The 25,043-nt window shown below is 68.6% G+C and carries 22 protein-coding genes; 1 reads left to right on the plus strand and 21 read right to left on the minus strand.

The window, feature by feature from the left end:
* Window positions 1-8: 8 nt before the first annotated feature.
* The 11 genes from mraY to dksA all read right to left on the minus strand — a co-directional run bounded on the left by mraY (window position 9) and on the right by dksA (window position 12,519).
* Window positions 9-1,187 carry a phospho-N-acetylmuramoyl-pentapeptide-transferase gene (gene mraY / locus AC07XP_RS21670; protein WP_495265833.1) on the minus strand — a complete coding sequence of 393 codons (1,179 nt, stop codon included), beginning with the start codon at window positions 1,185-1,187 and terminating at the stop codon, window positions 9-11.
* Between the two features lie 15 nt (window positions 1,188-1,202).
* On the minus strand, window positions 1,203-2,642 hold the full coding sequence (locus AC07XP_RS21675) for a UDP-N-acetylmuramoyl-tripeptide--D-alanyl-D-alanine ligase (protein ID WP_495265857.1): 1,440 nt from the start codon (window positions 2,640-2,642) through the stop codon (window positions 1,203-1,205).
* A gap of 5 nt (window positions 2,643-2,647) precedes the next feature.
* Window positions 2,648-4,204 carry a UDP-N-acetylmuramoyl-L-alanyl-D-glutamate--2,6-diaminopimelate ligase gene (locus AC07XP_RS21680; RefSeq protein WP_495265834.1) on the minus strand — a complete coding sequence of 519 codons (1,557 nt, stop codon included), beginning with the start codon at window positions 4,202-4,204 and terminating at the stop codon, window positions 2,648-2,650.
* 1 nt (window position 4,205) lies between these two features.
* Entirely contained in the window at window positions 4,206-5,960 is a 1,755-nt protein-coding gene (locus AC07XP_RS21685; protein ID WP_095743607.1) for a peptidoglycan D,D-transpeptidase FtsI family protein, read from the minus strand.
* On the minus strand, window positions 5,957-6,298 hold the full coding sequence (ftsL, locus tag AC07XP_RS21690) for a cell division protein FtsL (protein WP_062474236.1): 342 nt from the start codon (window positions 6,296-6,298) through the stop codon (window positions 5,957-5,959). The genes AC07XP_RS21685 and ftsL overlap by 4 nt, the downstream gene beginning before the upstream one ends.
* A gap of 2 nt (window positions 6,299-6,300) precedes the next feature.
* Window positions 6,301-7,224: a 16S rRNA (cytosine(1402)-N(4))-methyltransferase RsmH gene (rsmH, locus tag AC07XP_RS21695; protein ID WP_062474238.1), complete on the minus strand. Its 924-nt coding sequence runs from the start codon at window positions 7,222-7,224 to the stop codon at window positions 6,301-6,303.
* 8 nt (window positions 7,225-7,232) lie between these two features.
* On the minus strand, window positions 7,233-7,661 hold the full coding sequence (gene mraZ, locus AC07XP_RS21700; RefSeq protein WP_056576192.1) for a division/cell wall cluster transcriptional repressor MraZ: 429 nt from the start codon (window positions 7,659-7,661) through the stop codon (window positions 7,233-7,235).
* Window positions 7,662-7,934: 273 nt separating this feature from the next.
* Window positions 7,935-9,263, minus strand: coding sequence for an ATP-dependent protease ATPase subunit HslU (gene hslU / locus AC07XP_RS21705; RefSeq protein ID WP_492686301.1), 1,329 nt, complete (start codon window positions 9,261-9,263; stop codon window positions 7,935-7,937).
* A 2-nt stretch (window positions 9,264-9,265) separates the two neighbouring features.
* Window positions 9,266-9,811: an ATP-dependent protease subunit HslV gene (gene hslV / locus AC07XP_RS21710; RefSeq protein WP_042578379.1), complete on the minus strand. Its 546-nt coding sequence runs from the start codon at window positions 9,809-9,811 to the stop codon at window positions 9,266-9,268.
* Between the two features lie 104 nt (window positions 9,812-9,915).
* On the minus strand, window positions 9,916-11,544 hold the full coding sequence (locus tag AC07XP_RS21715; protein WP_495265835.1) for an STAS domain-containing protein: 1,629 nt from the start codon (window positions 11,542-11,544) through the stop codon (window positions 9,916-9,918).
* Window positions 11,545-11,628: 84 nt separating this feature from the next.
* A complete protein-coding gene (dksA, locus tag AC07XP_RS21720) occupies window positions 11,629-12,519 on the minus strand; it encodes an RNA polymerase-binding protein DksA (protein ID WP_409574652.1) in 891 nt (296 codons plus the stop codon).
* 442 nt (window positions 12,520-12,961) lie between these two features.
* Here dksA and AC07XP_RS21725 point away from each other — a divergent pair, with 442 nt between their 5' ends.
* The gene (locus AC07XP_RS21725; protein ID WP_495265836.1) at window positions 12,962-14,500 is read left to right on the plus strand and encodes a YdgA family protein; all 1,539 of its coding nucleotides are present in this window, start codon (window positions 12,962-12,964) and stop codon (window positions 14,498-14,500) included.
* 78 nt (window positions 14,501-14,578) lie between these two features.
* On the opposite strand, the gene AC07XP_RS21730 is transcribed toward AC07XP_RS21725, so the two are convergent.
* The 10 genes from AC07XP_RS21730 to AC07XP_RS21775 form a co-directional block, all read right to left on the minus strand.
* A complete protein-coding gene (locus tag AC07XP_RS21730) occupies window positions 14,579-15,631 on the minus strand; it encodes a CobW family GTP-binding protein (protein ID WP_062474247.1) in 1,053 nt (350 codons plus the stop codon).
* 101 nt (window positions 15,632-15,732) lie between these two features.
* Window positions 15,733-16,947, minus strand: a complete 1,215-nt coding sequence (locus AC07XP_RS21735; RefSeq protein ID WP_495265837.1) for a class I SAM-dependent rRNA methyltransferase — start codon at window positions 16,945-16,947, stop codon at window positions 15,733-15,735.
* A gap of 61 nt (window positions 16,948-17,008) precedes the next feature.
* Window positions 17,009-17,929, minus strand: a complete 921-nt coding sequence (locus tag AC07XP_RS21740; protein ID WP_495265838.1) for a tyrosine recombinase XerC — start codon at window positions 17,927-17,929, stop codon at window positions 17,009-17,011.
* A gap of 40 nt (window positions 17,930-17,969) precedes the next feature.
* Window positions 17,970-18,626 carry a YdcF family protein gene (locus tag AC07XP_RS21745; protein ID WP_495265839.1) on the minus strand — a complete coding sequence of 219 codons (657 nt, stop codon included), beginning with the start codon at window positions 18,624-18,626 and terminating at the stop codon, window positions 17,970-17,972.
* Entirely contained in the window at window positions 18,623-19,318 is a 696-nt protein-coding gene (locus tag AC07XP_RS21750; protein WP_062474254.1) for a DUF484 family protein, read from the minus strand. Before AC07XP_RS21750 ends, AC07XP_RS21745 begins: the two co-directional genes overlap by 4 nt.
* The gene (gene dapF, locus AC07XP_RS21755) at window positions 19,315-20,199 is read right to left on the minus strand and encodes a diaminopimelate epimerase (protein WP_495265840.1); all 885 of its coding nucleotides are present in this window, start codon (window positions 20,197-20,199) and stop codon (window positions 19,315-19,317) included. Before dapF ends, AC07XP_RS21750 begins: the two co-directional genes overlap by 4 nt.
* 76 nt (window positions 20,200-20,275) lie before the next feature.
* Window positions 20,276-21,097 carry an alpha/beta fold hydrolase gene (locus AC07XP_RS21760; protein WP_495265841.1) on the minus strand — a complete coding sequence of 274 codons (822 nt, stop codon included), beginning with the start codon at window positions 21,095-21,097 and terminating at the stop codon, window positions 20,276-20,278.
* Between the two features lie 57 nt (window positions 21,098-21,154).
* Window positions 21,155-22,738 carry an MFS transporter gene (locus AC07XP_RS21765; RefSeq protein ID WP_495265842.1) on the minus strand — a complete coding sequence of 528 codons (1,584 nt, stop codon included), beginning with the start codon at window positions 22,736-22,738 and terminating at the stop codon, window positions 21,155-21,157.
* A complete protein-coding gene (locus tag AC07XP_RS21770; protein WP_492686307.1) occupies window positions 22,731-23,129 on the minus strand; it encodes a DoxX family protein in 399 nt (132 codons plus the stop codon). Before AC07XP_RS21770 ends, AC07XP_RS21765 begins: the two co-directional genes overlap by 8 nt.
* A gap of 8 nt (window positions 23,130-23,137) precedes the next feature.
* Entirely contained in the window at window positions 23,138-25,030 is a 1,893-nt protein-coding gene (locus AC07XP_RS21775) for an amidohydrolase (protein WP_495265858.1), read from the minus strand.
* Between the last annotated feature and the right edge of the window lie 13 nt (window positions 25,031-25,043).

The raw sequence follows: 25,043 nt of genomic DNA on the forward strand, positions 1-25,043 counted from the left end.
TTGTGCTGTTACCGCAGCTTCAGCGTCGACAGGCCGATGAGGCACAGCAGCATCGTGATGATCCAGAAGCGCACGACGACCTGCGTCTCGCGCCAGCCGCTCTTCTCGAAGTGGTGGTGCAGCGGTGCCATCTTGAGCACGCGCCGGCCCTCGCCGAAGCGCTTCTTCGTGTACTTGAAATACGTGACCTGGGCCATCACCGAGATCGCCTCGACCACGAAGATGCCGCCCATGATGAAGAACACGATCTCCTGGCGCACGATGACCGCGATGGTGCCCAGCGCGCCGCCCAGCGCGAGCGCGCCCACATCGCCCATGAAGACCTGCGCCGGATGGGTGTTGAACCAGAGGAACGCGAGCCCCGCGCCGGCCATGGCCGAGCAGAACACCAGCAGTTCGCCCGAGCCCGGGATGTTGGGGAACAGCAGGTACTTGGAGTACACCGCGCTGCCCGTGACATAGGCGAACACGCCCAGCGCCGAGCCCACCATCACCACCGGCATGATCGCCAGGCCGTCGAGGCCGTCGGTGAGGTTGACGGCGTTGCTCGCGCCCACGATCACGAGGTAGGTGAGGATCACGAAGCCGATGCCGCCCAGCGGGTAGCTCACTTCCTTGAAGAAGGGCACCAGCAGGTTGATCTTGGGCGGAAAGTCGAGGTCGAAGCCCGAGCGCACCCAGGCGTAGAACAGCTCGAGCACGCGCCAGTTGGAGCTCTCGGAAATGCTGAACAGCAGGTAGAAGCCCGCGAGCAGGCCGACCAGCGATTGCCAGAAGTACTTCTCGCGCGAGCGCATGCCTTCGGGGTCCTTGCGCACCACCTTGCGCCAGTCGTCGACCCAGCCGATGGCGCCGAAGCCCATCGTGACCCACAGCACGATCCACACGAAGCGGTTCGAGAGGTCGAACCACAGCAAGGTGGCGAACGCAATGGCGAACAGCACGAGCACGCCGCCCATGGTGGGCGTGCCGCTCTTGGTCAGGTGCGTTTCCATGCCGTAGCCGCGCACGGGCTGGCCGATCTTGAGCGCCGCGAGGCGGCGGATCACGTACGGGCCGGCCACCAGGCCGACCACGAGCGCGGTCAGCGCGGCCATGAGGGCGCGGAACGTGAGGTAGTTGAAAACGCGCAAGAACCCGAACTCGGGCGACAGCGTCTGCAGCCATTGGGCCAGGGACATCAGCATGGTGTGTTGCGCGGCTCATGCGTCATGACCGGCCTCCTTTTGTTGTTGTGCTTCGATCGCCTGCACCACGCGCTCCATCTTCATGAAGCGCGACCCCTTGACCAGCACGCTGCCCAGCTGCGGCAGGCGGGCGAGCACGGCCGCGCGGAGCGTGTCGAAATCGTCGAAATGGCGTCCATCGACACCATCGTTGTTGTTGAAAGCCGTTGCCGCATGCACGGTCTCGCCGCCCAGCGTGTAGACAGCGTCGAGGCCGCGCTGGCGCGCCCAGGCGCCGACCTCGGCGTGGAATTCCGGCGAGCGGTCGCCGACCTCGCCCATCTCGCCGAGCACCAGCAGGCGCGGCGCGGGCAGGCCCGTGAGCACGTCGATGGCGGCAATCACGGAGTCGGGGTTGGCGTTGTAGCTGTCGTCGACCAGCGTGAGCGCGTGCCCGTCGGGCAGCACGACCTCGCTGGCGCGCGAACGGCCCTTGACCGGCTCGAAGGCCGACAGGCCCGCGGCGATGGTGTCGAGCGACACGCCGGCGGCCAGCGCGCAGGCGGTGGCGGCGAGCGCGTTGCCCACGTTGTGACGGCCCGCGATGTGCAGGCGCGCCTCGAAGGCGCCCAGTGGCGTGCGCACGCGCACGCGCCAGGCGCCCTGCTGCCATTCGGCGCTGTCGAGCGCAATGTCGGCGTCGGCGTGCTCGCCGAAGGTCAGGCAGCGGCGCGAACCGCTCTGGCGCGCCAGGTCGGTCCACAGCGAAGTGAAGGTGTCGCCGTAGGGGAACACGGCCGTGCCGTCGTCGGGCAGTTCGGCGAACACGGCGGCGTTCTCGATGGCGACCGCCTCGACGCTGGCCATGAACTCCTGGTGCTCGCGCTGCGCGTTGTTGACCAGCGCGATGGTCGGGCGCGACATGGCGGCCAGCCGCGCGATCTCGCCCGGGTGGTTCATGCCCAACTCGAGCACAGCCAGCTGGTGTTGCGCGCGCAGGCGCATCAGCGTGAGCGGCACCCCGATCTCGTTGTTGAAGTTACCGGCCGTGGCCAGCGCGCGGTCGGCGCGGAAGGCGGCGAGCACGGCCGCGATCATCTGCGTGACCGTGGTCTTGCCGTTGCTGCCGGTGACGGCGATCAGCGGCAGGTTGAACTGCGCGCGCCAGCCGGCGCCCAGCGCACCGAGCGCGATGAGCGAATCGGGCACCTCGAGGCCGGCGAGGCCCGCGGCTTCAAGGCCGCCGTGCGCAATGGCGGCGACGGCGCCCTGCTTCTTGGCGTCGGCCAGGAAATCGTTGGCATCGAAACGCTCGCCCTTGAGCGCGACGAACAGGTCGCCGGCGGCCAGGGTGCGGGTGTCGGTGTGGACGCGCGCGATCACGGTGGCCGGGTCGCCCACGAGGCGCGAACCCGGCACCCATTGCTGCGCCTGCGCCAGCGTCAGGTTGAGCGGCGTAGAGACGGGCGTGGCCATGGCGGTCATGCGGCACCCCGCTTCGCGAGCGCGTCGAGCGCGTGGGTCTTGTCGGAGAACGGCAGGCGCTGGCCCGCGATCTCCTGCCACTCTTCGTGGCCCTTGCCGGCGATCAGCACCACGTCTTGCGGCGCGGCCTGGGCGATGGTTTCGGCGATGGCGCGCGCGCGGTCGACCTGCACGCGGGCCGCCTCGACGCGCGTGAAGCCGCGCAGCGCCTGGCTGATGATCGCGTCGGGGTTCTCGTTGCGCGGGTTGTCGCTGGTGAGCACGACGTGGTCGGCCTGCCGCTCGGCGACGGCCGCCATCAGCGGGCGCTTGATCGGGTCGCGGTTGCCGCCGCAGCCGAACACGCACCAGAGCGCGCCGCCGCGTTGCTTGGCCAGCGGGCGCAGGCCCGCGAGGGCCTTGTCGAGGGCGTCGGGCGTGTGGGCGTAGTCGACCACGGCCAGCGGTGCGCCGTCGGTCGGCTGCACGCGGTCCATGCGGCCCGGCACGCTGCTGAGGTGGGCGCAGGCCGCCACGGCCTGCGCGAGCGTGAGGCCCAGTGCGCGCAGGGTGCCGAGCACGCCGAGCAGGTTGGCCACGTTGTACTGGCCGATGAGCCCGGTCGCGAGCCGCTCGGCCGGCGCCGTGCTGCCGTGCTCGGTCACGGTGAACTGCAGGCCTTGCGCGTCGTAGCCGATGTCGCGCGCCATGAGCCGCGCGGGCTTGCCGCCGGCCGAGACGGTCCAGACGTCGAGCGCGCCGATGCCGGCGTCGAGCAGGTTGGCGCACAGGCTGGCGCCGTGCATGTCGTCGATGTTGATCACCGCAGCGCGCAGGCCGGGCCAGCGGAACAGCTCGGCCTTGGCCTGCCAGTAGGCGTCCATGCTGCCGTGGTAGTCGAGGTGGTCCTGCGTGAAATTGGTGAACACGGCGACCGCGATGCGGCAACCGTCGAGCCGGCGCTCGGCAATGCCGATCGACGAAGCCTCGATGGCGCAGGCGCCGAAGCCTTCGGTGACGAAGTCGCGCAGCGCGCGCTGCAGCATCACGGGGTCGGGCGTGGTCAGGCCGGTGTAGGTGAGCGCGGGCGGCACGCCGATGCCCAGGGTGCCGACCACGGCGCAGGGCGACGGGGCGCCGCGCTCGGTGGTGCCGTCGGGACGCATCGCGCGCACGCCGCCGGCCGCGCGCAGCGTGGACAGCGATTCGGCCAGCCACCACGCGGTGGAGGTCTTGCCGTTGGTGCCGGTCACGGCCAGCAGGTCGAGCTGCGCCGAGGGGTTGTCGTAGAAGGCGGCGGCGATCGGGCCGGTGGCGGCCTTGAGGCCGGGGTAGCTCACGATGCGCTCGTCGCCGTCGAAGCCGAAGGCGTCCACGCCCTCGTGCTCGACCAGGCAGGCCACGGCGCCCTGCGCCAGCGCGGCCGCCACGTGCTGGCGGCCGTCGGTCGCGGCACCGGGCCAGGCGATGAAGGCATCGCCCGGGGCGACCGCGCGGCTGTCGGCCTGCAGTGCGCCCTGCACGCGCTCCTTGAGCCAGAACGCGGCGGTGGTGGGGGAAGTGAGTGTCAGCATGTCAGAAGCTCTCGGGGACGTCTTGCGTCTGCACGAGGGGTTTGACCGCCAGATCGGGCGGGACGTTCATCATGCGCAGGGTCTGCTGCACGACTTCGCTGAACACCGGCGCCGCGGCGAGGCCGCCGAAATACTGGCCGTCGGTCGGCTCGTCGATCATCACCGCGACGATGATGCGCGGCTTCTCGATGGGCGCCATGCCGGTGAACCAGGCGCGGTACTTGTTGCTGGCGTAGCCCTTGCCGACCTGCTTGTGGGCCGTGCCCGACTTGCCGCCGACCGAGTAGCCCACCGTTTGCGCGCGCGTGCCGGTGCCGCCGGGGCCGGCGGCCATCTGCAGCATCTTGCGCACCGCGAGCGCGTTGGACGGCGAGAACACCCGCACGCCGACCGGCGGCTCGGTGTTCTTCAGGATGGTGACCGGAATGATGGAGCCGTCGTGCGCGAACGAGGTGTACGAATGCGCCATCTGGAACAGCGACGCCGACAGGCCGTAGCCGTAGGCCATGGTGGCCTGCTCGACCGGCTTCCAGGTCTTCCACGGACGCAGCCGGCCCGTCACGGCGCCGGGGAACTGGATCTGCGGCTTCTGGCCGTAGCCGAGCGCGGTGTAGGTGTCCCACATCTCGTGGGGCGTCATCTTCTGGGCGATCTTGAGCGCGCCCACGTTGCTCGACTTCTGGATCACGCCCTCCACCGTCAGCGAGCCGTAGTTGTGGGTGTCGCTGATGGTGAAGCCGCCCAGCTGGTAGCGCCCGGGCGCGGTGTCGATGATGGTGGAGGGCTTGACGCGGCCGGCCTCCAGCGCCATCGCCACGGTGATGGGCTTCATGGTCGAGCCGGGCTCGAAGGTGTCGGTGAGCGCGCGGTTGCGCAGCTGCTCGCCGGTGAGGTTCTGGCGCTTGTCGGGCACGTAGCTCGGGTAGTTGGCCAGCGCCAGCACCTCGCCGGTGGTGCTGTCGAGCACCACCACGCTGCCGGCCTTGGCGCGGCGCGCGGTGACGGCGTCGCGCAGCTTCTGGTAGGCGAAGAACTGCACCTTGCTGTCGACGCTGAGCTGGATGTCGCGGCCCTCGACCGGCGGCACCTGCTCGCCCACGCCCTCGACCACGCGGCCCAGCCGGTCCTTGATGACGCGGCGCGAGCCGGCCTTGCCGGCCAGTTCCTTGTTGAACGCCAGCTCGATGCCTTCCTGGCCGTTGTCTTCCACGTTGGTGAAGCCCACCACGTGCGCCGCCGCCTCGCCCTCGGGGTACTGGCGCTTGTATTCCTTGCGCTGGTAGATGCCCTTGAGGTTGAGCGCCGCGATCTGCTTGGCGATGGGCTCGTCGACCTGGCGCTTGATCCAGACGAAGGTCTTGTCTTCGTCTTCGAGCTTCTTGTCGAAGTCCTTCTGCGGCATGCCGAGCAGCTTGGCCACCTGCTTGAGCTTGGCGCGCACCTCGGGGTCGTCGCGCTCCACGTCTTCGGGAATGGCCCAGATGCTGGGCGCCACCACGCTCGACGCCAGGATGAGCCCGTTGCGATCGAGGATGCGCCCGCGGTTGGCCGGCAGCTCCAGCGTGCGCGCGAAGCGCACCTCGCCCTGGCGCTGGAAGAAGCTGTTGTTGAAGACCTGCACGTACGCAGCCCGGCCCGCCAGCATGACGAAGCCGAAGGCGATGCCGGCGACGATGAACTTGCTGCGCCACACCGGCGTCTTGCTCGCGAGCAAGGGGCTGGTGGTGTAGCGCACGCTGCGGTTGCCGCGGCTCATCGGGCGGGCCTCGCGGTGGTGCCGGGCTTGGGCGGCGTGGTCGGCGGCAGCGGCGCCACGGCCGGGATCACCGAGCCGTCGGGGCGCACGTACTGCGTGATGGCCGGCGAGGCCGTGCGCATCTGCAACTGCTCCTTGGCCAGCTTCTCCACGCGCAGCGGCGTGGCCTGGGCGCGCTTCTCGACCTGCAGGCGGTCATGCTCGGTTTCGAGCTTGCGCGTCTCCTGCAGCGCGCGGTCGAACTCCGTGTAGAGCTGGCGCGACTGGTACTGGGTGTGCACAAGGTACAAAGCCGTCGCAATGACGGCCAGCAGAAGAAGCAGGTTGATGCGCGCCATGGCTACCCGGCCTCCGTGCGTTCGGCCACCCGGAGGATGGCGCTGCGCGAGCGCGGGTTGCCGCGCACTTCTTCTTCGGACGGCTTGATGCGCTCGAGCGCGTGCAGCTTCATCACCTTGGGCGCGGCGAAGGGTGCGCGGCGGTCGTAGACCTCCTTCGAGTGCTTGGCGATGAACTGCTTGACGATGCGGTCTTCGAGCGAATGGAAGCTGATCACCGCGAGCCGGCCGCCGGGCGCGAGCACCGACAGGCTGGCTTCTAGCGCTTGTTGCAGCTCCTCAAGCTCGGCGTTGATGAAAATCCGAAAAGCCTGAAATGTGCGCGTTGCAGGGTTCTGGCCCTGCTCGCGGGTTTTGACCGTGCCAGCCACGAGCTCGGCCAGTTCGGTGGTGGTTGAAATTGCGCCCCGTTCTTGTCTGCGAGCAACAATCGCCTTTGCAATCTGAACAGCAAACCGTTCTTCGCCATAGTCACGGATCACCTCTGCAATTTGTTGAAGTTCGGCCGTTGCCAGCCATTCGGCCACGCTCTCGCCGCGCGTGGTGTCCATGCGCATGTCGAGCGGACCGTCGAAACGGAAACTGAAACCGCGCACCGGGTTGTCGATCTGCGGCGAACTCACGCCCAGGTCCATCAGCAAGCCGTTGACGCTGGCGTCGGGCAATTCGCCCAGCGAGCGGAATCCCTGGTGGCGGATAGAAAAACGCGCATCCGAGATGCGCGCTGCTTCGGCCACCGCTTCTGCATCCTTGTCGAATGCGATGAGCCTGCCTTCCGGCGCCAGCCGCGCGAGGATGGCGCGCGCATGTCCTCCGCGGCCGAAGGTGGCGTCCACGTACGTGCCCGTGGCTGCCGCGCTGCCGGAAAGAAGGGCTTCCACCGCCTCGTTCAACAAGACGGTCGTATGGGTCAGGGGGGTGTTCACGGGGCTCCTCAGAACGCGAAGTCCTGAAACACATCCGGCATCTCGCCCTGGGTGGCCTCGGCCTCCTTGGCCTCGTAGGTCGCCTTGTCCCAGAGTTCGAAGTGGTTGCCCATGCCCAGCAACAGCGTCTCGCGGTTGATGCCGGTGGCGGCGCGCAGCTCGGGCGACACCAGCACGCGGCCGGTGCCGTCCATCTCGACGTCCATCGCGTTACCGAGGAAGACGCGCTTCCACCACTGCGCCGACATCGGCAGCGCAGCAATGCGTTCGCGGAATTTTTCCCATTCGGGACGGGGGAACACCATCAGGCATCCGTGCGGATGCTTGGTGATCGTGAGCTGGCCGCCTGCCGTGGCGCTCAGGACGTCGCGATGCCGGGTCGGCACGGAGAGCCGCCCCTTGGCATCCAGACTGAGCGATGAAGCGCCTTGAAACACGACCACGAAACCCCTGTGGTGGGAGGTGCCGCGACACCCGGAAGGGGCGTTGCCCGCACTTTTTCCCACTTAACTGCACTTTTTTCCACTGTAGCAGGAAACACTTGCGACGCAACTGGGGCTCGGGGGTATTTTTTGTAATGGAATCAACGACTTAGCGCCGATTTCCAAACCTGGAAATCGGCGAATTGTGTTGAAAATGAAGTACTTAGCTCACGCAGTGAAAGTGATGCGTGAAGGACGACCCCGTTACAGGGGCCGAGGGAGGCGGCTTCAGAGGATGAAGCGCGAAAGGTCTTCGTCGTGACTTAGTGCCGCGAGGCGCTCGTCGACATAAGCGGCATCGATGCGGACCGTCTGGCCCTCGATGCGGGTGGCATCGAAGCTTACCTCATCGAGCAGGCGCTCCATCACGGTCGACAAACGGCGTGCGCCGATGTTCTCGGTGCGCTCGTTCACCTCGAAGGCGATGGCCGCCAGCCGCGTGATGCCGTCGGGCGCGAAATCGAGCGTCACGCCTTCGGTGGCCAGCAGCGCCTGGTACTGCTTCACGAGCGAGGCGCGGGTCTGCGTGAGGATGCTCTCGAAGTCCGACACCGAGAGCGACTGCAGCTCGACGCGGATCGGAAAGCGCCCCTGCAACTCCGGAATGAGGTCGCTCGGCTTGCTCAGGTGGAAGGCGCCGCTCGCGATGAACAGCATGTGGTCGGTGCGCACCACGCCGTACTTGGTGGACACGGCCGTGCCCTCCACGAGCGGCAGCAGGTCGCGCTGCACGCCCTGGCGCGAGACGTCGGAGCCCTGCGCTTCGCTGCGCGTGGCGACCTTGTCGATCTCGTCGATGAAGACGATGCCGTTCTGCTCGGCATTGGCAATGGCCTGCGCGCGGATCTCGTCCTCGTTGACCAGCTTGGCGGCCTCCTCGTCGATCAAGAGGCGCATCGCCTCGGCGATCTTGAGCTTGCGCGTCTTGCGCTTGCCGCCGCCGAGCTGGCCGAACATGCCGCGCAGTTGCTCGGTCATTTCCTCCATGCCGGCCGGGCCCATGATCTCCAGCGGCGCGCGGGTTTCGGCGAGGTCGAGCTCGATTTCCTTGTCGTCGAGCTGGTGCTCGCGCAGCTTCTTGCGGAAGGCCTGGCGCGTCGGATTGGGGCTGTCGAGTGCGGGGGCAGCGCCATCGGCACCACGCGCCGGCGGCAGCAGCGCGTCGAGGATGCGCTCCTCGGCCGCGTCTTCGGCGCGGGCACGCACCTTCACGCTTTCGGATTCGCGTGTCTGCTTGACGGCGATTTCGGCGAGGTCGCGAATGATCGAGTCGACGTCCTTGCCCACGTAGCCCACCTCGGTGAACTTGGTGGCCTCGACCTTGATGAACGGCGCGTCGGCCAGGCGGGCCAGGCGGCGCGCGATCTCGGTCTTGCCGACGCCCGTCGGGCCGATCATGAGGATGTTCTTGGGCGTGATCTCGTGGCGCAGCTTCTCGTCGACCTTCTGGCGGCGCCAGCGGTTGCGCAGCGCGATGGCCACGGCGCGCTTGGCGGCGGGCTGGCCGACGATGTGGTTGTCCAGCTCGGAGACGATTTCCTGGGGGGTCATGGACATGGTCAGAGCGCTTCCACCGTGTGGTTCATGTTCGTGTAAATGCAGATTTCTCCGGCGATCGCCAGCGATTTGCGCACGATCTGCTCGGCCGAGAGGTCGGTGTTGTCGATCAGCGCCTTGGCCGCCGACTGGGCGTAGGCACCGCCCGAACCGATGGCGATCACGCCGTCTTCAGGCTCCAACACGTCGCCATTGCCGGTGATGATGAGCGAAGTCGTGGCGTCGGCCACGGCCAGCATGGCTTCGAGCTTGCGCAGCACGCGGTCGGTGCGCCAGTCCTTGGTGAGCTCGACCGCTGCGCGGGTCAGGTGGCCCTGGTGCTTCTCGAGCTTGGCCTCGAAACGCTCGAAGAGCGTGAAGGCATCGGCCGTGGCGCCGGCGAAACCCGCCAGGACCTTGCCGTGATAGAGCCGCCGCACCTTGCGCGCCGTGCCCTTGATGACGATGTTGCCGAGAGTGACCTGCCCGTCCCCGCCGATGGCGACCTGATCGCCTTGGGGGGTCTTGCGGCGCACGCTCACGATGGTGGTGCCGTGAAACTGTTCCATCGCAGCCATCTGGGGATGGGCCCCGCCAATGCAACCCTTGCGGTCGGACAAACTGCTGGCGGAAAACACGGCCGCGCAGGGGCCGCGAGACCCCTGTGACGGGGTCAGTTCTTGCGGACGGCGACCGTGGCGTGGTCGGTGATGCCGATCAGCCCAAAGAGCGCAGCAATCAGCCGGTGCGCATCGACGAACTGCACCCGCTCACCGTTCGCATCGCGCTCGCGGACCCAGCTCAGCAGCGTGCCGGCCGCCGTCAGGTCCATGCGCAGCAGGGCCGCGCACGAGATGACCGGCGCTGTCGTGTGGCGCAGGTCGTGGTCCAGGCGCTGCCAGCACGACAGCGAGTCGCCACGCAGGTCGCCCGCCAGCGCAGCAAAGCCGCTGTCGGTGGACGGGAAGCTCTCGGAATCGCCCCCGACCGACAGCAGCGACCACACCGAGCTCGGCCGGCTCGCCGGCGGCGCGGCCAGCGAGGTGCACTCGCCCTTCGGGTCCTGCCAGGACGGCGGCGACACCTCGTAGGTGATGCAGTAGTTGAGCGCCACCAGCTCGAAGTCGTCGGGCAGGTGCATCATGCGCAGCGCCGCGAGGCGCAGCTGCCACCAGGCGTCGTCGGGATGGCGCTCGTTGTTGGGCGTGGCCGCGGCCAGCACGGCCATGAGCTGCGAGGCGCCGAAGAAGCGCAGCTGCACCGGCGAATCGGACCAGTGCGCGAACAGGATGCGCAGCGGCGCGGCGGCCGGCGGATCGATCTCGGTGAGCGCGCGCCAGTCGAGCGTCCAGACCATGCCGGCCTGCGAGAGCGCGCGCGTGAGCGCCATGAGCCCTTCGCGCGTCAGGTGTGCGGGGCTGGCCCAGTCGGCGGCGCCGGTGGTGTCGGAGGCCGCTTCGGCGTCTTCGCTGGCGGTGACGGCCTTCACGCTGCGCGCGAGTTCGTCGAGCGAAACCCAGTCGGGCCCCATGCGCTTCATGCGCTGCGCATAGCGCATGCGGGCGGCCGCGAACTTGGCGGCGTCGCCGGTGGCGCGGTACAGGTCGAACAGTGCGCGCCAGCGGGCGTCGTCGCGCTCCAGCGTGACGGCTGCGGTCGCGTCATCGGCGGAGAACGCACTTTCGGCGGCCAGTGCCTGCAGCAGGATGGCTTCGGCGCCGGTGTCGTCGCCGTGCGCGAAGCGGATCACCGCTTCTTCGAGCGCGCCGTCATGCGCAAGGCGCGACGGCTGCGGTACGGGCGCGACGGCTGCGGCAACCGCCGGCGCTGCGGCCACGGGTGCGGAAGCGGCCGGTGCGCCCTGCCCGGCCGGATCGGCCGGCAGCTGGTCGCCGCCACTGTCGACCGGCGGCAGCGTTTCAGCGCCCGCGTCGGGCGGCGGATTGACCAGCGTCTCGCCGTTCGGCCCGCGGCCCTTCCACCACTGCTGCGACATCTGCTCTTCGATCTCGTCGATCTTCTTGAGCGTGAGTGCGCGGCCTTCGGATTTTTCGGAGGTGCTGTTGAGGTTGAACGACGACGGCGTGACCGTTGCCTCGAAGGCATGGGCCGCCGCCTCGCGCTGGCGCAGCTTGCGCAGCATGTCGAACTCGCGGCGGCGCACGAAGTCGTTGCGCTGGCGCCGCTCGATCATTTCCTTCAGCATCTCGCGGCTGTAGGTCTGCTCGGGCAGCGACGAGTCGGAGGACGGCGTGTCCAGCTCCGACCAGTCTTTCAGGGGATTTCGAACGAACTTGGCCACCTTCGAGAAAAGGCGGCCTGACTCTTCCTTTGGCATTCAGAGAAGGTTATCGAAAGCGCGGATTCCGTTCTACCTTGCTGCCGTTCAATCCCCGAACATTTTCTGCTTCAGCTCGCGGCGCTGCTGCGCTTCGAGCGAGAGCGTGGCGGTCGGGCGGGCCAGCAGGCGGCCGACGCCGATGGGCTCGCCGGTCTCGTCGCAGTAGCCGTAGTCGCCGGCGTCGATGCGCTGGATCGACTGCTCGATCTTCTTGAGCAGCTTGCGTTCGCGGTCGCGCGTGCGCAGCTCGAGCGCGTGCTCTTCCTCGATGGTGGCGCGGTCGGCCGGGTCGGGCACGACCACGGTGTCTTCGCGCAGGTGCTCGGTGGTTTCACCGGCGTTCTCGAGGATGCCGCGCTTGAGTTCTTCGAGCTTCAGGCGGAAGAACGCCATCTGCTTGTCGTTCATGTACTCGTCGTCGGGCATCGCGATGACCTCGGCGTCGCTCAGCTCGGCGGGCGTCTTGGTCTTCCAGTTGTTGGCCAGCTTCGGGTCTTTCTTGACGGCCAGGGGCGGCGGCGGCACCAGCGCGGTGGAAGGCGCCTGCGAGAAGCTGGATTTGGCGGCGGTCGAGGCCACGGATTGCGGCATCGAGGGCACGGTCAGTTGCGACAGCCGGGACACGCGGCCACCACGCGCAGCGGGAGCGGGCGTAGCGGGGATCGAGGGTGTCGCCGGGGCGGAAGAAGAGGCGGCAGCCGTTTTTTTCATGGGGGTCGGGGGAGCAGAAAGGGCGGCCGCAGGACGGCCGACCGGTTGGGATGACGTAGGCGCCGCGCCCGCGGACTTGGTTGCGGGCTTGGCGGACTTCTTGGCAGCCGCGGTCCCGGTCTTGGCCGGGGTTGCCGCAGGCTTCTTGGCAGCGCTTTTCTCTTTCGCGGCAGAGGCAGCAGCAGCGGTGGCAGAAACCTTCTTCGTCGCGGGTACAGCCTTCACAGCCGTCGCCTTCTTTGCGGCGGGCTTGGTGGCTGGCGTGGCCTTGGCGGCGGGTTTCTTCACGGTGACTGGCTCCTTGTACGAACTGGAACGCGCTTTCACTGGGTGTCTCCTCCCAAGGGAACCGTTGCGGGTGTCAGGCCGCGTCGGCTCACGTTGTCGGGGGCGTCCTCAAGTGGTGAACCCCGGGGTTATACCCCCGAAAGCCCGCCAAAAACCCTTGGCGCCCCGTGCCGTAAGTCATATCTCGCCCCTGTGGACGAAGCATGGCTCCCGGAACAGGCGCGCGATTGTATAGAGAACTCGAAACGCAAGGCCATCGGGTGACGCACTGCCCTGCTCCGGTAGCATCGCCCGGCGCCGCCACAGGGGGTGGCGCAGGCACGCCGCGGGTCGGGGAGACACCGCGGCGGCCCTTCAAACAACCGATCGGAAAATAATCTTGAGCAAAAAAGCAGTATTGGGAGTCCTGGCCGCGGCCATCGCCGTCGCCTACGGCGGCAGCACCTGGTGGGCCGGCACGCAAATCAAATCGAGCTACGACGTCGCCCTGGGCGAACTGCCCAAGCAGACCGCGCTGGTGCGCGTGATCGAGCGCAGCTACGAACGCAATTTCCTCGGTGCCGTGAGCACCGTGACGCTCGAACTGGGCTGCCCGGCCGAGGCCGAAGCCGCCACCGCCCCTGCCGCGTCGGCACCCGCCGCCGCGCCGGCCGCCGCCACGACCGACGTCGCCGAGGCCGCGACCGAAGGCGACGAAGAAGAACCCGCCGAAGACGACAGCGACGCCGCGGCCACCCCGCCCAAGCCCGTGCGCATCACCATCCGCGACACCATCCGCCACGGCCCGATCGCCGGCGCCGCGCTGGCCGCGGCCGTCATCGACAGCGAACTCGTGCTCGACGCCAAGGCGCAGGCCGAAGCCGAGAAGCTGTTCGGCAAGGCCAAGCCACTGACCGCGCGCACCCAGGTCGGCTTCGGCGGCGGCTTCACCAGCGACTTCACCGTCGCGCCCGCCAAGCTGGCCGAAGAAGGCAAGGGCGAGTTCGCCTGGCAAGGCGCGCAGGCCCGCCTGGACATGAACGCGGCCCGCACCCACGTGCGCTACGACATGACGATGCCCGGCCTGGACGTCAGCACCGCCTCCAAGGGCGTGCAGCTGAAGATGGGCAAGTTCACCGCCAAGGCCGACATGGACGGCAGCGCCGGCTGGATGCTCGCCACCGGCAAGTCCGAAGGCCGCCTCGACAGCTTCGAACTGAACGCGCCCAAGGGCCTGGGCCTGGGCGCGGGCACCGAGGCCGCCCCCGCCAAGGCGATCAAGGTGCTGCTGCAAAGCATCGACCTGACCGGCGAAGCCACCATCAAGGACGGCCTGTACGCCTCCGAGGGCGCCTTCAAGGGCAAGGGCAAGGTCAACGAGACCGCCATCGACAAGTTCGAGATCGCCAGCAGCGCGCGCCGCATCCAGGCGGCCGGCTACAAGAAGCTGGCCGACGCCTGGCTGCAGTCGACCGCCGGTGCCGGCTGCGGCCAGCGCAGCAAGGCCCAGAAGGACGCGATGCAGGCGCTCATCGAACAGCTCGCGCCCGACCTCAAGGCCATGGCCAAGCACAGCCCCGAAGCCGGCCTGGACCGCATGCTGGTCGAGATCGGCGGCCACAGCGCCGAGCTCAGCTACTCGGTGGCCCTCGCCGGCGTGACCGACGAAGACCTGCAGCTGCCCGGCAACGCGCTGGTGCTCAAGCGCGGCGTGCTCAAGGCCAACGCGCGCGTGCCCGTGAAGTGGATCGAGAAGCTGGCCGAAACCGGCGCCGAGAGCGGCCGCACGCCGCCGCCTGAAATGCTCGCGGGCCTGATCGAACAGGGCGAAGCCAACGGCTACGTGAAGCGCACGGGCGACGACCTGGTCAGCCAGGTCGAGTTCAGCGAAGGCCAGCTCAAGCTCCTGGGCAAGCCGATGGGGAATTTCGGCAAGTAAGCACGGCCACCCCATGAAAAACGGCGCTGACCGCAAGGCCAGCGCCGTTTTTTATTTCGTCAGCTCAGTCGAACGTGCTCAGACCAGGCACTGCTCCAGACCCTGCTCCAGGATCTCGCGCGGCAGCTCGATGCCGATGAACACCATGCGGCTCTGGCGCGCCTCGTCCTTGCCCCACTCCGGGCCCAGGTCGCTGCCCATGAGCTGGTGCACGCCCTGGAAGATCACCTTGCGCTCGGTGCCCTTCATGTTCAGCACGCCCTTGTAGCGCAGCATGCGCGGGCCGTAGATGTTCACGATGGCGCCCAGGAAGTCTTCCAGCTTGGCCGGGTCGAAGGCGCGGTCGGCCTTGTAGACGAAGCTCTTCACGTCGTCGTCCGTGTGGTGATGGTGACCGTGGCCCTCGTGCTTGTGCGAGGGGTGGTCGCACGCCTCGCCATGCGCGTGGTCATGGTCGTGATGGTCGTGGTCGTCTTCCTTCAGGAAGTCGGGGTCGATGTCCAGCTTGGCGTTCAGGTTGAAGCCGCGCAGGTCGAAGATGTCCTTCAGCGGCACGTCACCGAAGTGCGCCTTCTGCTGCGGCGCGCGCGGGTTCATGTGCTTCAGGCGGTGAATGAGCGCGTCGGTCTCTTCGGCCGACACCAGCTCGCTCTTGCTGATGAAGATCTGGTCGGCAAAGCCCACCTGGCGGCGCGCTTCCTGGCGGTCGTTCAGCTGCTGGGGCGCGTGCTTGGCATCGACCAGCGTGAGGATCGAGTCGAGCAGGTAGCTCTCGGCGATCTCGTCGTCCATGAAGAAGGTCTGGGCCACCGGGCCGGGGTCGGCCAGGCCGGTGGTCTCGATCACCACGCGGTCGAAGTCGAGCAGGCCCTGGCGCTTCTTGGCGGCCAGCAGCTGCAGCGCCTCGCGCAGGTCTTCGCGGATGGTGCAGCAGACGCAGCCGTTGCTCATCTGCACGATCTGCTCCTTCGACTCGGTCACGAGGATGTCGCTGTCGATGTTCTCCTCGCCGAACTCGTTCTCGATGACCGCGATCTTCTGGCCATGGGCCTCGGTCAGGATGCGCTTGAGCAGCGTGGTTTTGCCCGAGCCGAGAAAGCCGGTCAGGATGGTCGCGGGAATGAGGGCCATGGAAAAGTGCTCCGGAAACGGAAAACAGAAAAAGGCGGGGGATTGGCGGGCAGTTTAGCCAATGCCACTGAGTTGCGTTGCCGACGGGGTCAAGCCCCCGTTCACAGCGGCTTTCTGACCACCACCAACCCCTTCAGGTACTCCCCTTCCGGGAATTCGATGGTCATCGGGTGGTCGGGCGCGGCGCCCAGGCGTTCGGCGATGTAGCCGTCCACGCCGGCATCCAGCCCCGCCGAGGCCACGATCTTGTGGAACAGGTCGGCGCTGATGCCGCCCGAGCAGGAAAAGGTGAGCAGCACGCCGCCCGGCTCCAGCAGCTTGAGCGCCAGGCGGTTGATGTCCTTGTAGGCACGCGCGGCGCGCTCGGCGTGCGCCACCGTGGGCGCGAACTTCGGCGGGTCGAGCACGATGGCGTCGAAGGTGCGGCCCTGGTCGATGAACTCGCGCAGCACCGTGTTCACGTTGGCATCGAGAAACTCCGTGGCAATGCCCTGCCCTTCGAAGCCGTTGAGCGCCAGGTGCGCGCGCGCCCGCTCGAGCGCGGGCTGCGACGAATCGACCGACACCAGCGAGGCCCCCTCGAGCGCCCCGGCCGCCTTCAGGCCCGCGAGCGCGGCCACGGTGAAGCCGCCCGTGTAGCAGAAGCAGTTGAGCACGCGCCGGAAGCGCCGGTGCTGCGCCAGCTCGGCAAAGCGCTGGCGGCTGTCGCGCTGGTCGAGGTAGAAGCCGGTCTTGTGCCCGGTGGCGATGTCCAGCGACAGCTGCCAGCCGTGCTCGCGGATGGTGATCTGGGTGGGGCCCTCGCCGCGCAGCCAGCCCGTGACCGGCTTCAGGCCCTCGCGCTCGCGGCCGCTGGCGTCGGAGCGTTCATACAGCTTGGTCAGCCCCGTGGCCTTGAGCAGCGCATCGGCCAGCACGTCTTTCCAGCGCTCCACGCCGGCCGACAAAAACTGCGCCACCAGCGTGTCGCCGTAGCGGTCGACGATCAGCCCCGGCAGGCCGTCGGCCTCGCCGTGCACCAGCCGCACGCCGTCGCTCTGCAGGTCGAACAGGCCGCGCGCATGCACCGCGCGCGTGCAGACCGTGGAAAAAAAAGCAGCGTCGATGCGCTGCTTCTCGTCAAAGCTCCAGGCCCGTGCCCGGATCTTGGAGGTGGGGCCGAAGGCCGCCCACGCGAGAAAGTGGCCGTCGTGCGACTCCACGCGCACCGTTTCCCCCGAGTCCGCGCCGCCGCGCGCAATGGCGGATTCGAAGACCCAGGGATGGCGGCGTTGGAGCGAGCGCTCCTTGCCCGGCTTGAGGCGGAGGGTTTTCATGGGAGATGAATGAAAGAAGAAATGAAAGACGAAAGAAAACGATGCAGGCGACGGGCCGTGGCTACTTGCCGTCCTTGTCCGGCCGGGCCTTGGCGCGCGGATGCGCCGCGTCGTAGACCTTGGCCAGGTGCTGGAAGTCCAGCCGCGTGTAGACCTGCGTGGTCGCGATGTTGGCATGGCCCAGCAGCTCCTGTACTGCGCGCAGGTCGCTGCTCGACTGCAGCACGTGGCTCGCGAACGAGTGGCGCAGCATGTGCGGATGCACCGGCGCGGCCAGGCCGGCCTTCAGGCTGCGCTCGCGCAGCAGCTTCCACACCGCCTGCGACGACATGCGCGCGCCGCGCGCACTGACGAACAGCGCCGACTCCTGGCGCTCGCCGCGCACCGCGAGCCAGTCGCGCAGCGCCTCGGCCGCCTTGCTGCCCACGGGCACGCTGCGCCGCTTGCTGCCCTTGCCGAGCACGTGGGCTTCCATGGCGTCGAGATCGACCCAGCCGAGCGCCGTGGCGCTGGCCTGGGCGTCGAGCCCGGTGAGTTCGCTCACGCGCAGGCCGCAGCCATAAAGCATTTCGACGATGGCGCCGTCGCGCGCTTCGGTCCAGGGATCGGCCTCGGGGTCGTACAGCTCGGCCAGGCGCACCGCGTCGTCCACGCCCAGCGCCTTCGGCAGCGGCCGGCCCGCCTTGGGCGCGTGCACGTCCTGCACCGGGTTGAAGCCGATCAGCCCTTCATGGCCGAGCCAGCGGTAGAAGCTGCGCCAGCACGACAGCACCAGCGCAATGCCGCGCGGCTCGCGCCCGGCGCTGTGCAACTGCGCCATCCAGCGGCGGATGTGGGCGGTCTGCACGCGGTCCAGCGGCAGGTTGGCCTCGGCGGCATGGTCGGTCAGCGCGCGCAGGTGGAAGGCATACAGCTCGACCGTGCGCGGCGCGAGCCGACGCTCCACGCGCACGTGTTCGAGGTATTTGTCGATCCATTCCATGGTGTCGTCGTGCTCCGTGCGCTGCGCGGGGCCGCGCTAGCTAGAACAGATAACCGAGCGACGCATTGTTCACGATGGCCGCCGGCTCGCGCAATGCGCCCTTGAACAGCATGCCCCAGCGGCGCCAGCACGAGGTGGGCGCGGCGGCGTACTGCACGTCGAAGGCCTGGTCGAAGCCGCTGGCACGCACCAGGCGCTCGATGCGCCACAGGTGGTACGGCTCCGACACGATGATCACGCTGCGCACGCCATTGGCTTCGAGCACCGTGCGCGACAGCGACAGGTTGGCGCGCGTGGACGACGACACCGACTCCAGCACCATCGGCCCCGTGTAGCCCTCGGCCGTGGCGTGGTCGCGCATCACCTCGGCTTCGATGCGGCCGTCTTCCACGTCGACACCACCCGAGAACACCAGCGTCTGCGCGCGACCGGCGCGCGCCAGCACGATGCCCTGGTCGACCCGGCCCGTGAGGCAGGGGTTCGGCTTGCCGTCGAGGTAGGCGCGGTTGCCCAGCACCAGCGCCACGTCGGCCGCGCGCGGCAGCGGGCCGGCCAGTGCGGCCTCGGCACGCTGCCAGATCACGCCGGCGATGGCGACATACGTCAGCACGCCGGCCAGCAGGACCAGGCACAGGCCGGTCAGCCAGGGCCGGCGGCGCCACCCGCTTTTTGCGGGGCGGCTGCTCGAACGGCTCAAGGGCGCAGCCGCGACAGCGCGCCCGACGACAGCTCGGCGATGCGCTCGAGAAAGTCCGTGCCCATTTCGGCGTTGAAGCGCTGCGCGTCCGGCGAGGCCAGCACCAGCAGGCCGAAGGCCGGCGACTCGGCGTCGGGGCGCAGCGGAATCAGTGCGATCGACGCGGCGCCCTGCGGCTCGGGCAGCCAGTTGGCCGCCTCGAAGCCCGCGTTGAGCCCGCAATAAGGCGAGGTGAGCGAGGTGGCCAGCGCCTTCACGTCGTCGCTCACCCACTGGGCATAGGCTTCGTTGAGGTACTCGGTGCCGCAGTCCCACACCTTGATGGCCGTTTGCGGCACCAGGAACAGCGACTGCAGGTCGACCGCGATGCGGTACGGCAGGCTGCGCGGGTCGCGCGTGGTCAACAGGCCCTTGGTCCAGCGCTGCAGGCGGTCGGCGATGACCACGTTTTCGGTGCCGTGGCGCACCATGTCCATCAGGCGATGCTCCAGCGCCTTGATCTTCTCGCGCAGCATCTCGGCCTGGCGCTCCTGCAGGCTCACGGCGCGGTTGCCGTGCGGGCTGGTGAGCTGCACCTGCGCCAGCAGCTGGGCGTGGCGCTCGAAGAAGTCGGGGGTGTTCGACAGGTAGTTCGCGATGTCGTCTTCGGTGATCGGGTTCATGGCGTTGTTGTCGTGGGTGAATTGGGTCATGGCTGTTCCGAAATGTCGGGCACGTCGATCTCGCCCTCGAACACCGTCGTGGCCGGTCCTGTCATGAGCACCGGCCGGCCGTCGCCCTGCCACTCGATCGTGAGAATGCCGCCGTGCGTCTGCACGTCGACGCGGGTGTCCAGCAGCCCGAGGCGAATGCCCGCCACCACGGCCGCGCAGGCGCCCGTGCCGCAGGCCAGCGTTTCGCCGGCACCGCGCTCGAACACCCGCAGCTTGATATTCGACCGGTCGACCACCTGCATGAAGCCCGCATTCACGCGCTGCGGAAAACGCGGGTGATGCTCGATCTGCGGGCCCTGTTCGGCCACCGGCGCGGTGTCGACGTTGTCGACCACCTGCACCGCGTGCGGGTTGCCCATGGACAGCACCGCTACCGAAACGATAGCGCTGCCGGCCCGGGTGCCCAGCGCCAGGTGCCATTTCTGCCACGCGCCTTCGTGCTGCGGGTCGAGCCCGGCCGTGTCGAAGGGCACGCGCGCCGGTTCGAAGACCGGGGCGCCCATGTCGACCGTCACGCGGCCGTCGTCGCCCATGCGCGGCTCGATCACGCCGGCCAGCGTCTGCACGCGCACGTCTTTCTTCTCGGTCAGGCCGTGCTCGCTCACGAAGCGCATGAAACAGCGCGCCCCGTTGCCGCACTGCTCCACCTCGCCGCCGTCGGCGTTGTGAATCACGTACTGGAAGTCGATGCCTGCAGCGGGCGACGGGCGCACCGTGAGGATCTGGTCGGCGCCGACGCCGAAATGGCGGTCGGCCAGGAAGCGGTACTGCGCGGCGCTGAGGCCCAGCGTGCCGCGCGTTTCGTCCAGCACGACGAAATCGTTGCCGGCTCCCTGCATCTTGGTAAAGCGGATTCGCATCGCCGGATTATCGCCACCGGCGCCGCCCTTCGCGCCGGAAGGGCCGCCGGGCGCGGCCCTTTCGACACACCCGGCCTCAGCCCTGGATGAACACCAGCAGGTCGGCGTTCACCTGCGCCGCGTGCGTGGTGCAGGTGGCGTGCGGCGCGCCGGCGTACAGCTTGAGCTGGCTGCCCTTGATCATTTCGGCCGCCAGCTTGCCCGTGGCCTCGAAGGGCACGACCTGGTCGTCGCCGCCGTGGATCACGAGCGTGGGCACGTCGATCTTCGCCATGTCGGGGCGGAAGTCGGTCTCGGAGAACGCCGTCACGCAGTCGATGGTGGCCTTGATCGAGGCCTGCAGCGCGATCTGCAGCGTCTGCTTGAACACGCCCTGCGACACCTTCGCGCCCGGGCGGTTGGTGCCGTAGAACAGCGTGCTGAAGTCGTCGATGAACTGCGCCCGGTCGGCGGCCAGCCCGGCGCGGATGCCCGCAAACAGAGACGCCTCGGGGCCCACGGCATGGTCAGCGGTCTTCATGAACAGCGGCGTCACCGCGCTGATGAGCGCCAGCTTCGCCACGCGCGCGCTGCCCTTGCGCGCGATGTAGCGCGTGACGTCGCCGCCGCCCATCGAGAAGCCCGCCAGGATCACGTTTTTCAGGTCGAGCTTTTCGATCAGCTCGGCGATGTCGTCGGCGAAGGTGTCGTAGTCATAGCCGGTCCAGGGCTGGCTGGAGCGGCCGAAACCGCGGCGGTCGAACGCGATGACGCGGTAGCCGCGCTCGGCGAAGAACAGCATCTGGGCGTCCCACATGTCGGCGCTCAGCGGCCAGCCGTGGCTGAAGACGATGGGCTGGCCGCTGCCCCAGTCCTTGTAATAGAGCTCGGTGCCGTCGCGAAGGGTCAGTGTGGTCATGGTTTTTCCTTGAGATGGACGAAAGGGTGAAAGGGAAAGAGAAAGAATCCGCGCCGCTCAGAGCGCCAGGAAGTGATGCACCTCGGGCTTGCCCGGGCCGATGTGAAAGCGCAGCGCCTCGGCCTGCAGGTCGGCGTCGGCGTGCGACACGCGGTGGTGCTGGCGCAGGTGCTCGGCCCACGACTCCACGAGGAACCACTCCATCACGCGCTCGGCGTCGGCCGTGTGCTCGTGCACGCCCCAGGCGTAGGCGCCGTCGCGGCGGCGCTCGAGCGACAGGCGCTTCATCGCATCGAGGAACGCCGGCCGGTCTTCCTTGCGGATGCGGTACTCGACCTGGATCATCACGGGCCCGCGGTCGTGCGCCACCGGCTCGGCCAGGAGCGGCTCGGGCCAGTGGTTCGAGGCCTGCAGGTCGGCCTCGCCGGCGGGCAGCCGCACGCGGTGGAACACCAGCCCCATCACCACCAGCCCCGCCGCGCCCGCCACCAGCGTGGCCGGCACGCCGATCTGCTGCGCCACCAGGCCCCAGCCCAGGCTGCCGGCGGCCATGGCGCCGTTGAACACCGTGAGGTACACGGCCAGCCCGCGCCCGCGCACCCAGTTCGGCAGGATCGACTGCGCCACCCCGTTGAGCGTGGTCAGCGCGATGATCCAGCCCAGCCCCAGCACGCCCAGCATCGGCACCGCCAGCCATTGCGGCGGCGCGAACACCAGGGCGCCCATCACCGCGGCCGTGAGCAGCGAGGCCAGCAGCAGCATGCCGTCGGCATCGAGCCGCGCACGCAGCCGCGGCATCACCAGCGCACCGCCGATGGCGCCTGCGCCCACGGCGCCCAGCAGGATGCCGTAGAAGCTCGCCGTGCCGCCGAGCATCTGGCGCGCCACCAGCGGCAGCAGTGCCCACACCGAGCTGGCGAACAGGAAGAACACCGCCGCGCGCAGCAGCACCACGTGCAGTTCCTTGCTGGCCCGCGTGTAGCGCAGGCCGGCGCGGAAGGCGCCGAAGAAGTTCTCGGACAGCCCGCTGTCCACTGCCGCCGGGCGCTTCCACCACAACAGCGCCGCGATCACGAACACGTAGCTCAGCACGTCCAGCCCGTAGGTGGCGGCCGCGCCGAAGCTCGCCAGGATCAGCCCGCCCGCCGCCGGCCCGATGGAGCGCGCGATGTTGATGCCCAGCGAGTTCAGCGCCACCGCGCCCTTGAGCTCGCTGCGCGGCACCAGCTCCGGCACGATCGATTGCCAGGTCGGCCCCATGAGCGCCGCGCCGATGCCGCCCACGAAGGTCAGCGCGATCAGGTACTCGACCGTGAGCGTGCCCGTGTGCGACAGCACCAGCAGCGTGCCGCTCACCGCGGCCAGCAGCACCTGCACGAAGATCAGGAAGCGCCGGCGGTCGAGGATGTCCGACAGCACCCCCGCCGGAATCGCCAGCAGGAAGATCGGCAGCGTCGCCGCCGTCTGGATCAGCGCCACCGCCGTCGGGCTGGCCGACAGGTCGGTCACCAGCCACGAGCTGGCCACGTCGCGCATGAAGCTGCCGATGTTGCCCAGCACCGTGGCGGCCCACAGCACGGCGAAGACCGGCTGGCGCAGCGGCGCGAACGCGCCGGCGGCTTTGGCTTGGGGCTCAGTCATCGTGGCGCTCCTTGAGGTCGAGCCAGGCAACCAGCACGAAGCCGCCGACCAGGCCCAGGTGTTCGAAGAAGGAGTTGGCCGCCATGAAGCGTTCCTGCCCCAGCGGCATCTCCCAGAAACGCAGCGCGACGAAGGTCGCCATGAGCGTGAAGCCGCCCAGCGCGAGCGCGCCGAGCCAGCGCCAGAAGCCGGTGAGGATGAGCGCCGCGGCGCCCAGCTCCAGCACGATCACCGCCACGGCCAGCGGGCCGGCCGGCGACAGGCCGAAGTGGTTCATCTCGGCGATGGCGGCGTTGAAGTCCAGCGCCTTGTTCAGGCCGCCCTGCAGGTAGGCCGCGCACAGCAGCAGCAAGGCGATCCAGCGCACGGCGGGCGACAGGGTCCAGTGCATGGCCTTCATCACACCGCCCAGCAGGCGCAACCCAGCGCGCCCCAGAAGCTCTTCAGGTCGGCGATGGGCAGCTTGCTGCTCCAGGCCGTCGCGTGGCTGTGGCCGTGCACGTTGCAGTCGTTGGCGCAGGCGCACGACATCGCGGCGTTGCGCATCACCTTCTGCAGCGGCGCGCCCTCGGCCGTGTCGGCCCAGCCGGCATAGCCGCCGAAGGTGCGCGCGGGCGACCAGTCGGGCATGGCGGGCGGCAGGCCGCCTTCGTCGTGCGCGGCGAACGGGCCGGCGCCGTAGACCACCTTGCCGCCCACCATCGTGAGCAGCGCCGTGGTGTCGGCAATCTCCGATTCCGGGCAGGCGAAGAAGTCGCGGTCGGGCACCACCAGGTCGGCCAGCTGGCCTTCCTGGATGCGGCCCTTCTTGCCCTCCTCGTTCGAGAACCAGGTGACGTTCTCGGTCCACATGCGCAGCGCGGCCTCGCGGTCCAGGCAGTTGCGCTGCGGGTACAGCTGCATGCCGCCCACCGTCTTGCCCGTGACCAGCCACGACAGCGACACCCACGGGTTGTACGAGGCCACGCGCGTCGCGTCGGTGCCGGCCGACACCTTCAGGCCGCGCTCCAGCATCTTCTTGACCGGCGGCGTGGCCTCGGCCGCGCCGGGGCCGTAGCGCTCGACGAAGTACTCGCCCTGGTAGGCCATGCGGTGCTGCACCGCCACGCCGCCGCCGAGCGCGGCGATGCGGTCCATCGACTTCTCGGAAATCGTCTCGGCATGGTCGAAGAACCAGTTCAGGCCGGCCAGCGGCGTGTCCTTGTTGACCTTCTCGAACACGTCGAGCGAGCGGCTGATGGTTTCGTCGTAGGTCGCGTGCATGCGCCACGGCCAGCGGTTCTGCGCCAGGATGCGCACCACGCCTTCGAGGTCGCCTTCCATCTCGGGCGCCATGTCGGGGCGCGGCTGGCGGAAGTCTTCGAAGTCGGCCGCCGAGAACACCAGCATCTCGCCCGCGCCGTTGTGGCGAAAGTAGTCGTCGCCCTGCTTGTACCTGGAGTTGGCGGTCCAGTTCAGGAAGTCGTCCTTCTCGGCCTTGGGCTTCTGCGTGAAGAGGTTGTAGGCCAGGCGGATCGTGAGCTGCCCGTCGTCGTGCAGCTTCTGGATCACTTCGTAGTCGTCGGGGTAGTTCTGGTTGCCGCCGCCCGCGTCGATGGCGCCGGTCACGCCCAGGCGGTTGAGTTCGCGCATGAAGTGGCGCGTGGAATTGAGCTGGTAGTCGAACGGCAGCTTCGGCCCCTTGGCCAGCGTGGCGTACAGGATGGCCGCGTTCGGCTTGGCCAGCAGCAGGCCCGTGGGGTTGCCGGCGCTGTCGCGCACGATCTCGCCGCCGGGCGGCGCGGGCGTGTCCTTGGTGTAGCCCACGGCGCGCAGCGCGGCGCCGTTGAGCAGCGCGCGGTCGTACAGGTGCAGGATGAACACCGGCGTGTCGGGCGCCACCGCGTTCAGCTCGGCCAGGGTCGGCAGGCGCTTCTCGACGAACTGGTGCTCGGTGAAGCCGCCCACCACGCGCACCCACTGCGGCGCGGGCGTGATCGCCACCTGGCGCTTGAGCATGCCCATGGCGTCGGCCAGGCTCTTCACGCCGTCCCAGCGCAGCTCCATGTTGTAGTTCAGGCCGCCGCGAATGATGTGCAGGTGGTTGTCGATCAGGCCCGGCAGCACGCGCTGGCCTTGCAGGTCGATCACGCGGGTCTGGCTGCCGGCCAGCGGCAGCACGTCTTCGGCGCGGCCCACGCGGGTGAAGCGGCCGTCCTTGATGGCCACCGCGTCGGCCGTGGGGTTGGCACGGTCCAGCGTGGTGAAGCGGCCGTTGCGCAGGATGAGGTCGGGGGTCTGGGTGGTGGCCATGGTGGATGCGGGT

The sequence above is a fragment of the Variovorax sp. GW531-E2 genome (genome assembly GCF_059423125.1).

Excerpts from the sequence above, each read along its gene's own strand:
- AC07XP_RS21770 (WP_492686307.1), bottom strand. The coding sequence starts at position 23,129 with ATGCACTGGACCCTGTCGCCCGCCGTGCGCTGGATCGCCTTGCTGCTG.
- AC07XP_RS21750 (WP_062474254.1), bottom strand. The coding sequence starts at position 19,318 with ATGACCCAATTCACCCACGACAACAACGCCATGAACCCGATCACCGAA.
- mraY (WP_495265833.1), bottom strand. The coding sequence starts at position 1,187 with ATGCTGATGTCCCTGGCCCAATGGCTGCAGACGCTGTCGCCCGAGTTC.
- AC07XP_RS21685 (WP_095743607.1), bottom strand. The coding sequence starts at position 5,960 with ATGAGCCGCGGCAACCGCAGCGTGCGCTACACCACCAGCCCCTTGCTC.
- dapF (WP_495265840.1), bottom strand. The coding sequence starts at position 20,199 with ATGCGAATCCGCTTTACCAAGATGCAGGGAGCCGGCAACGATTTCGTC.
- AC07XP_RS21765 (WP_495265842.1), bottom strand. The coding sequence starts at position 22,738 with ATGACTGAGCCCCAAGCCAAAGCCGCCGGCGCGTTCGCGCCGCTGCGC.
- AC07XP_RS21730 (WP_062474247.1), bottom strand. The coding sequence starts at position 15,631 with ATGGCCCTCATTCCCGCGACCATCCTGACCGGCTTTCTCGGCTCGGGC.
- ftsL (WP_062474236.1), bottom strand. The coding sequence starts at position 6,298 with ATGGCGCGCATCAACCTGCTTCTTCTGCTGGCCGTCATTGCGACGGCT.
- hslV (WP_042578379.1), bottom strand. The coding sequence starts at position 9,811 with ATGGAACAGTTTCACGGCACCACCATCGTGAGCGTGCGCCGCAAGACC.
- AC07XP_RS21680 (WP_495265834.1), bottom strand. The coding sequence starts at position 4,204 with ATGCTGACACTCACTTCCCCCACCACCGCCGCGTTCTGGCTCAAGGAG.
- AC07XP_RS21740 (WP_495265838.1), bottom strand. The coding sequence starts at position 17,929 with ATGGAATGGATCGACAAATACCTCGAACACGTGCGCGTGGAGCGTCGG.
- AC07XP_RS21735 (WP_495265837.1), bottom strand. The coding sequence starts at position 16,947 with ATGAAAACCCTCCGCCTCAAGCCGGGCAAGGAGCGCTCGCTCCAACGC.
- AC07XP_RS21675 (WP_495265857.1), bottom strand. The coding sequence starts at position 2,642 with ATGGCCACGCCCGTCTCTACGCCGCTCAACCTGACGCTGGCGCAGGCG.
- hslU (WP_492686301.1), bottom strand. The coding sequence starts at position 9,263 with ATGTCCATGACCCCCCAGGAAATCGTCTCCGAGCTGGACAACCACATC.
- AC07XP_RS21775 (WP_495265858.1), bottom strand. The coding sequence starts at position 25,030 with ATGGCCACCACCCAGACCCCCGACCTCATCCTGCGCAACGGCCGCTTC.
- AC07XP_RS21760 (WP_495265841.1), bottom strand. The coding sequence starts at position 21,097 with ATGACCACACTGACCCTTCGCGACGGCACCGAGCTCTATTACAAGGAC.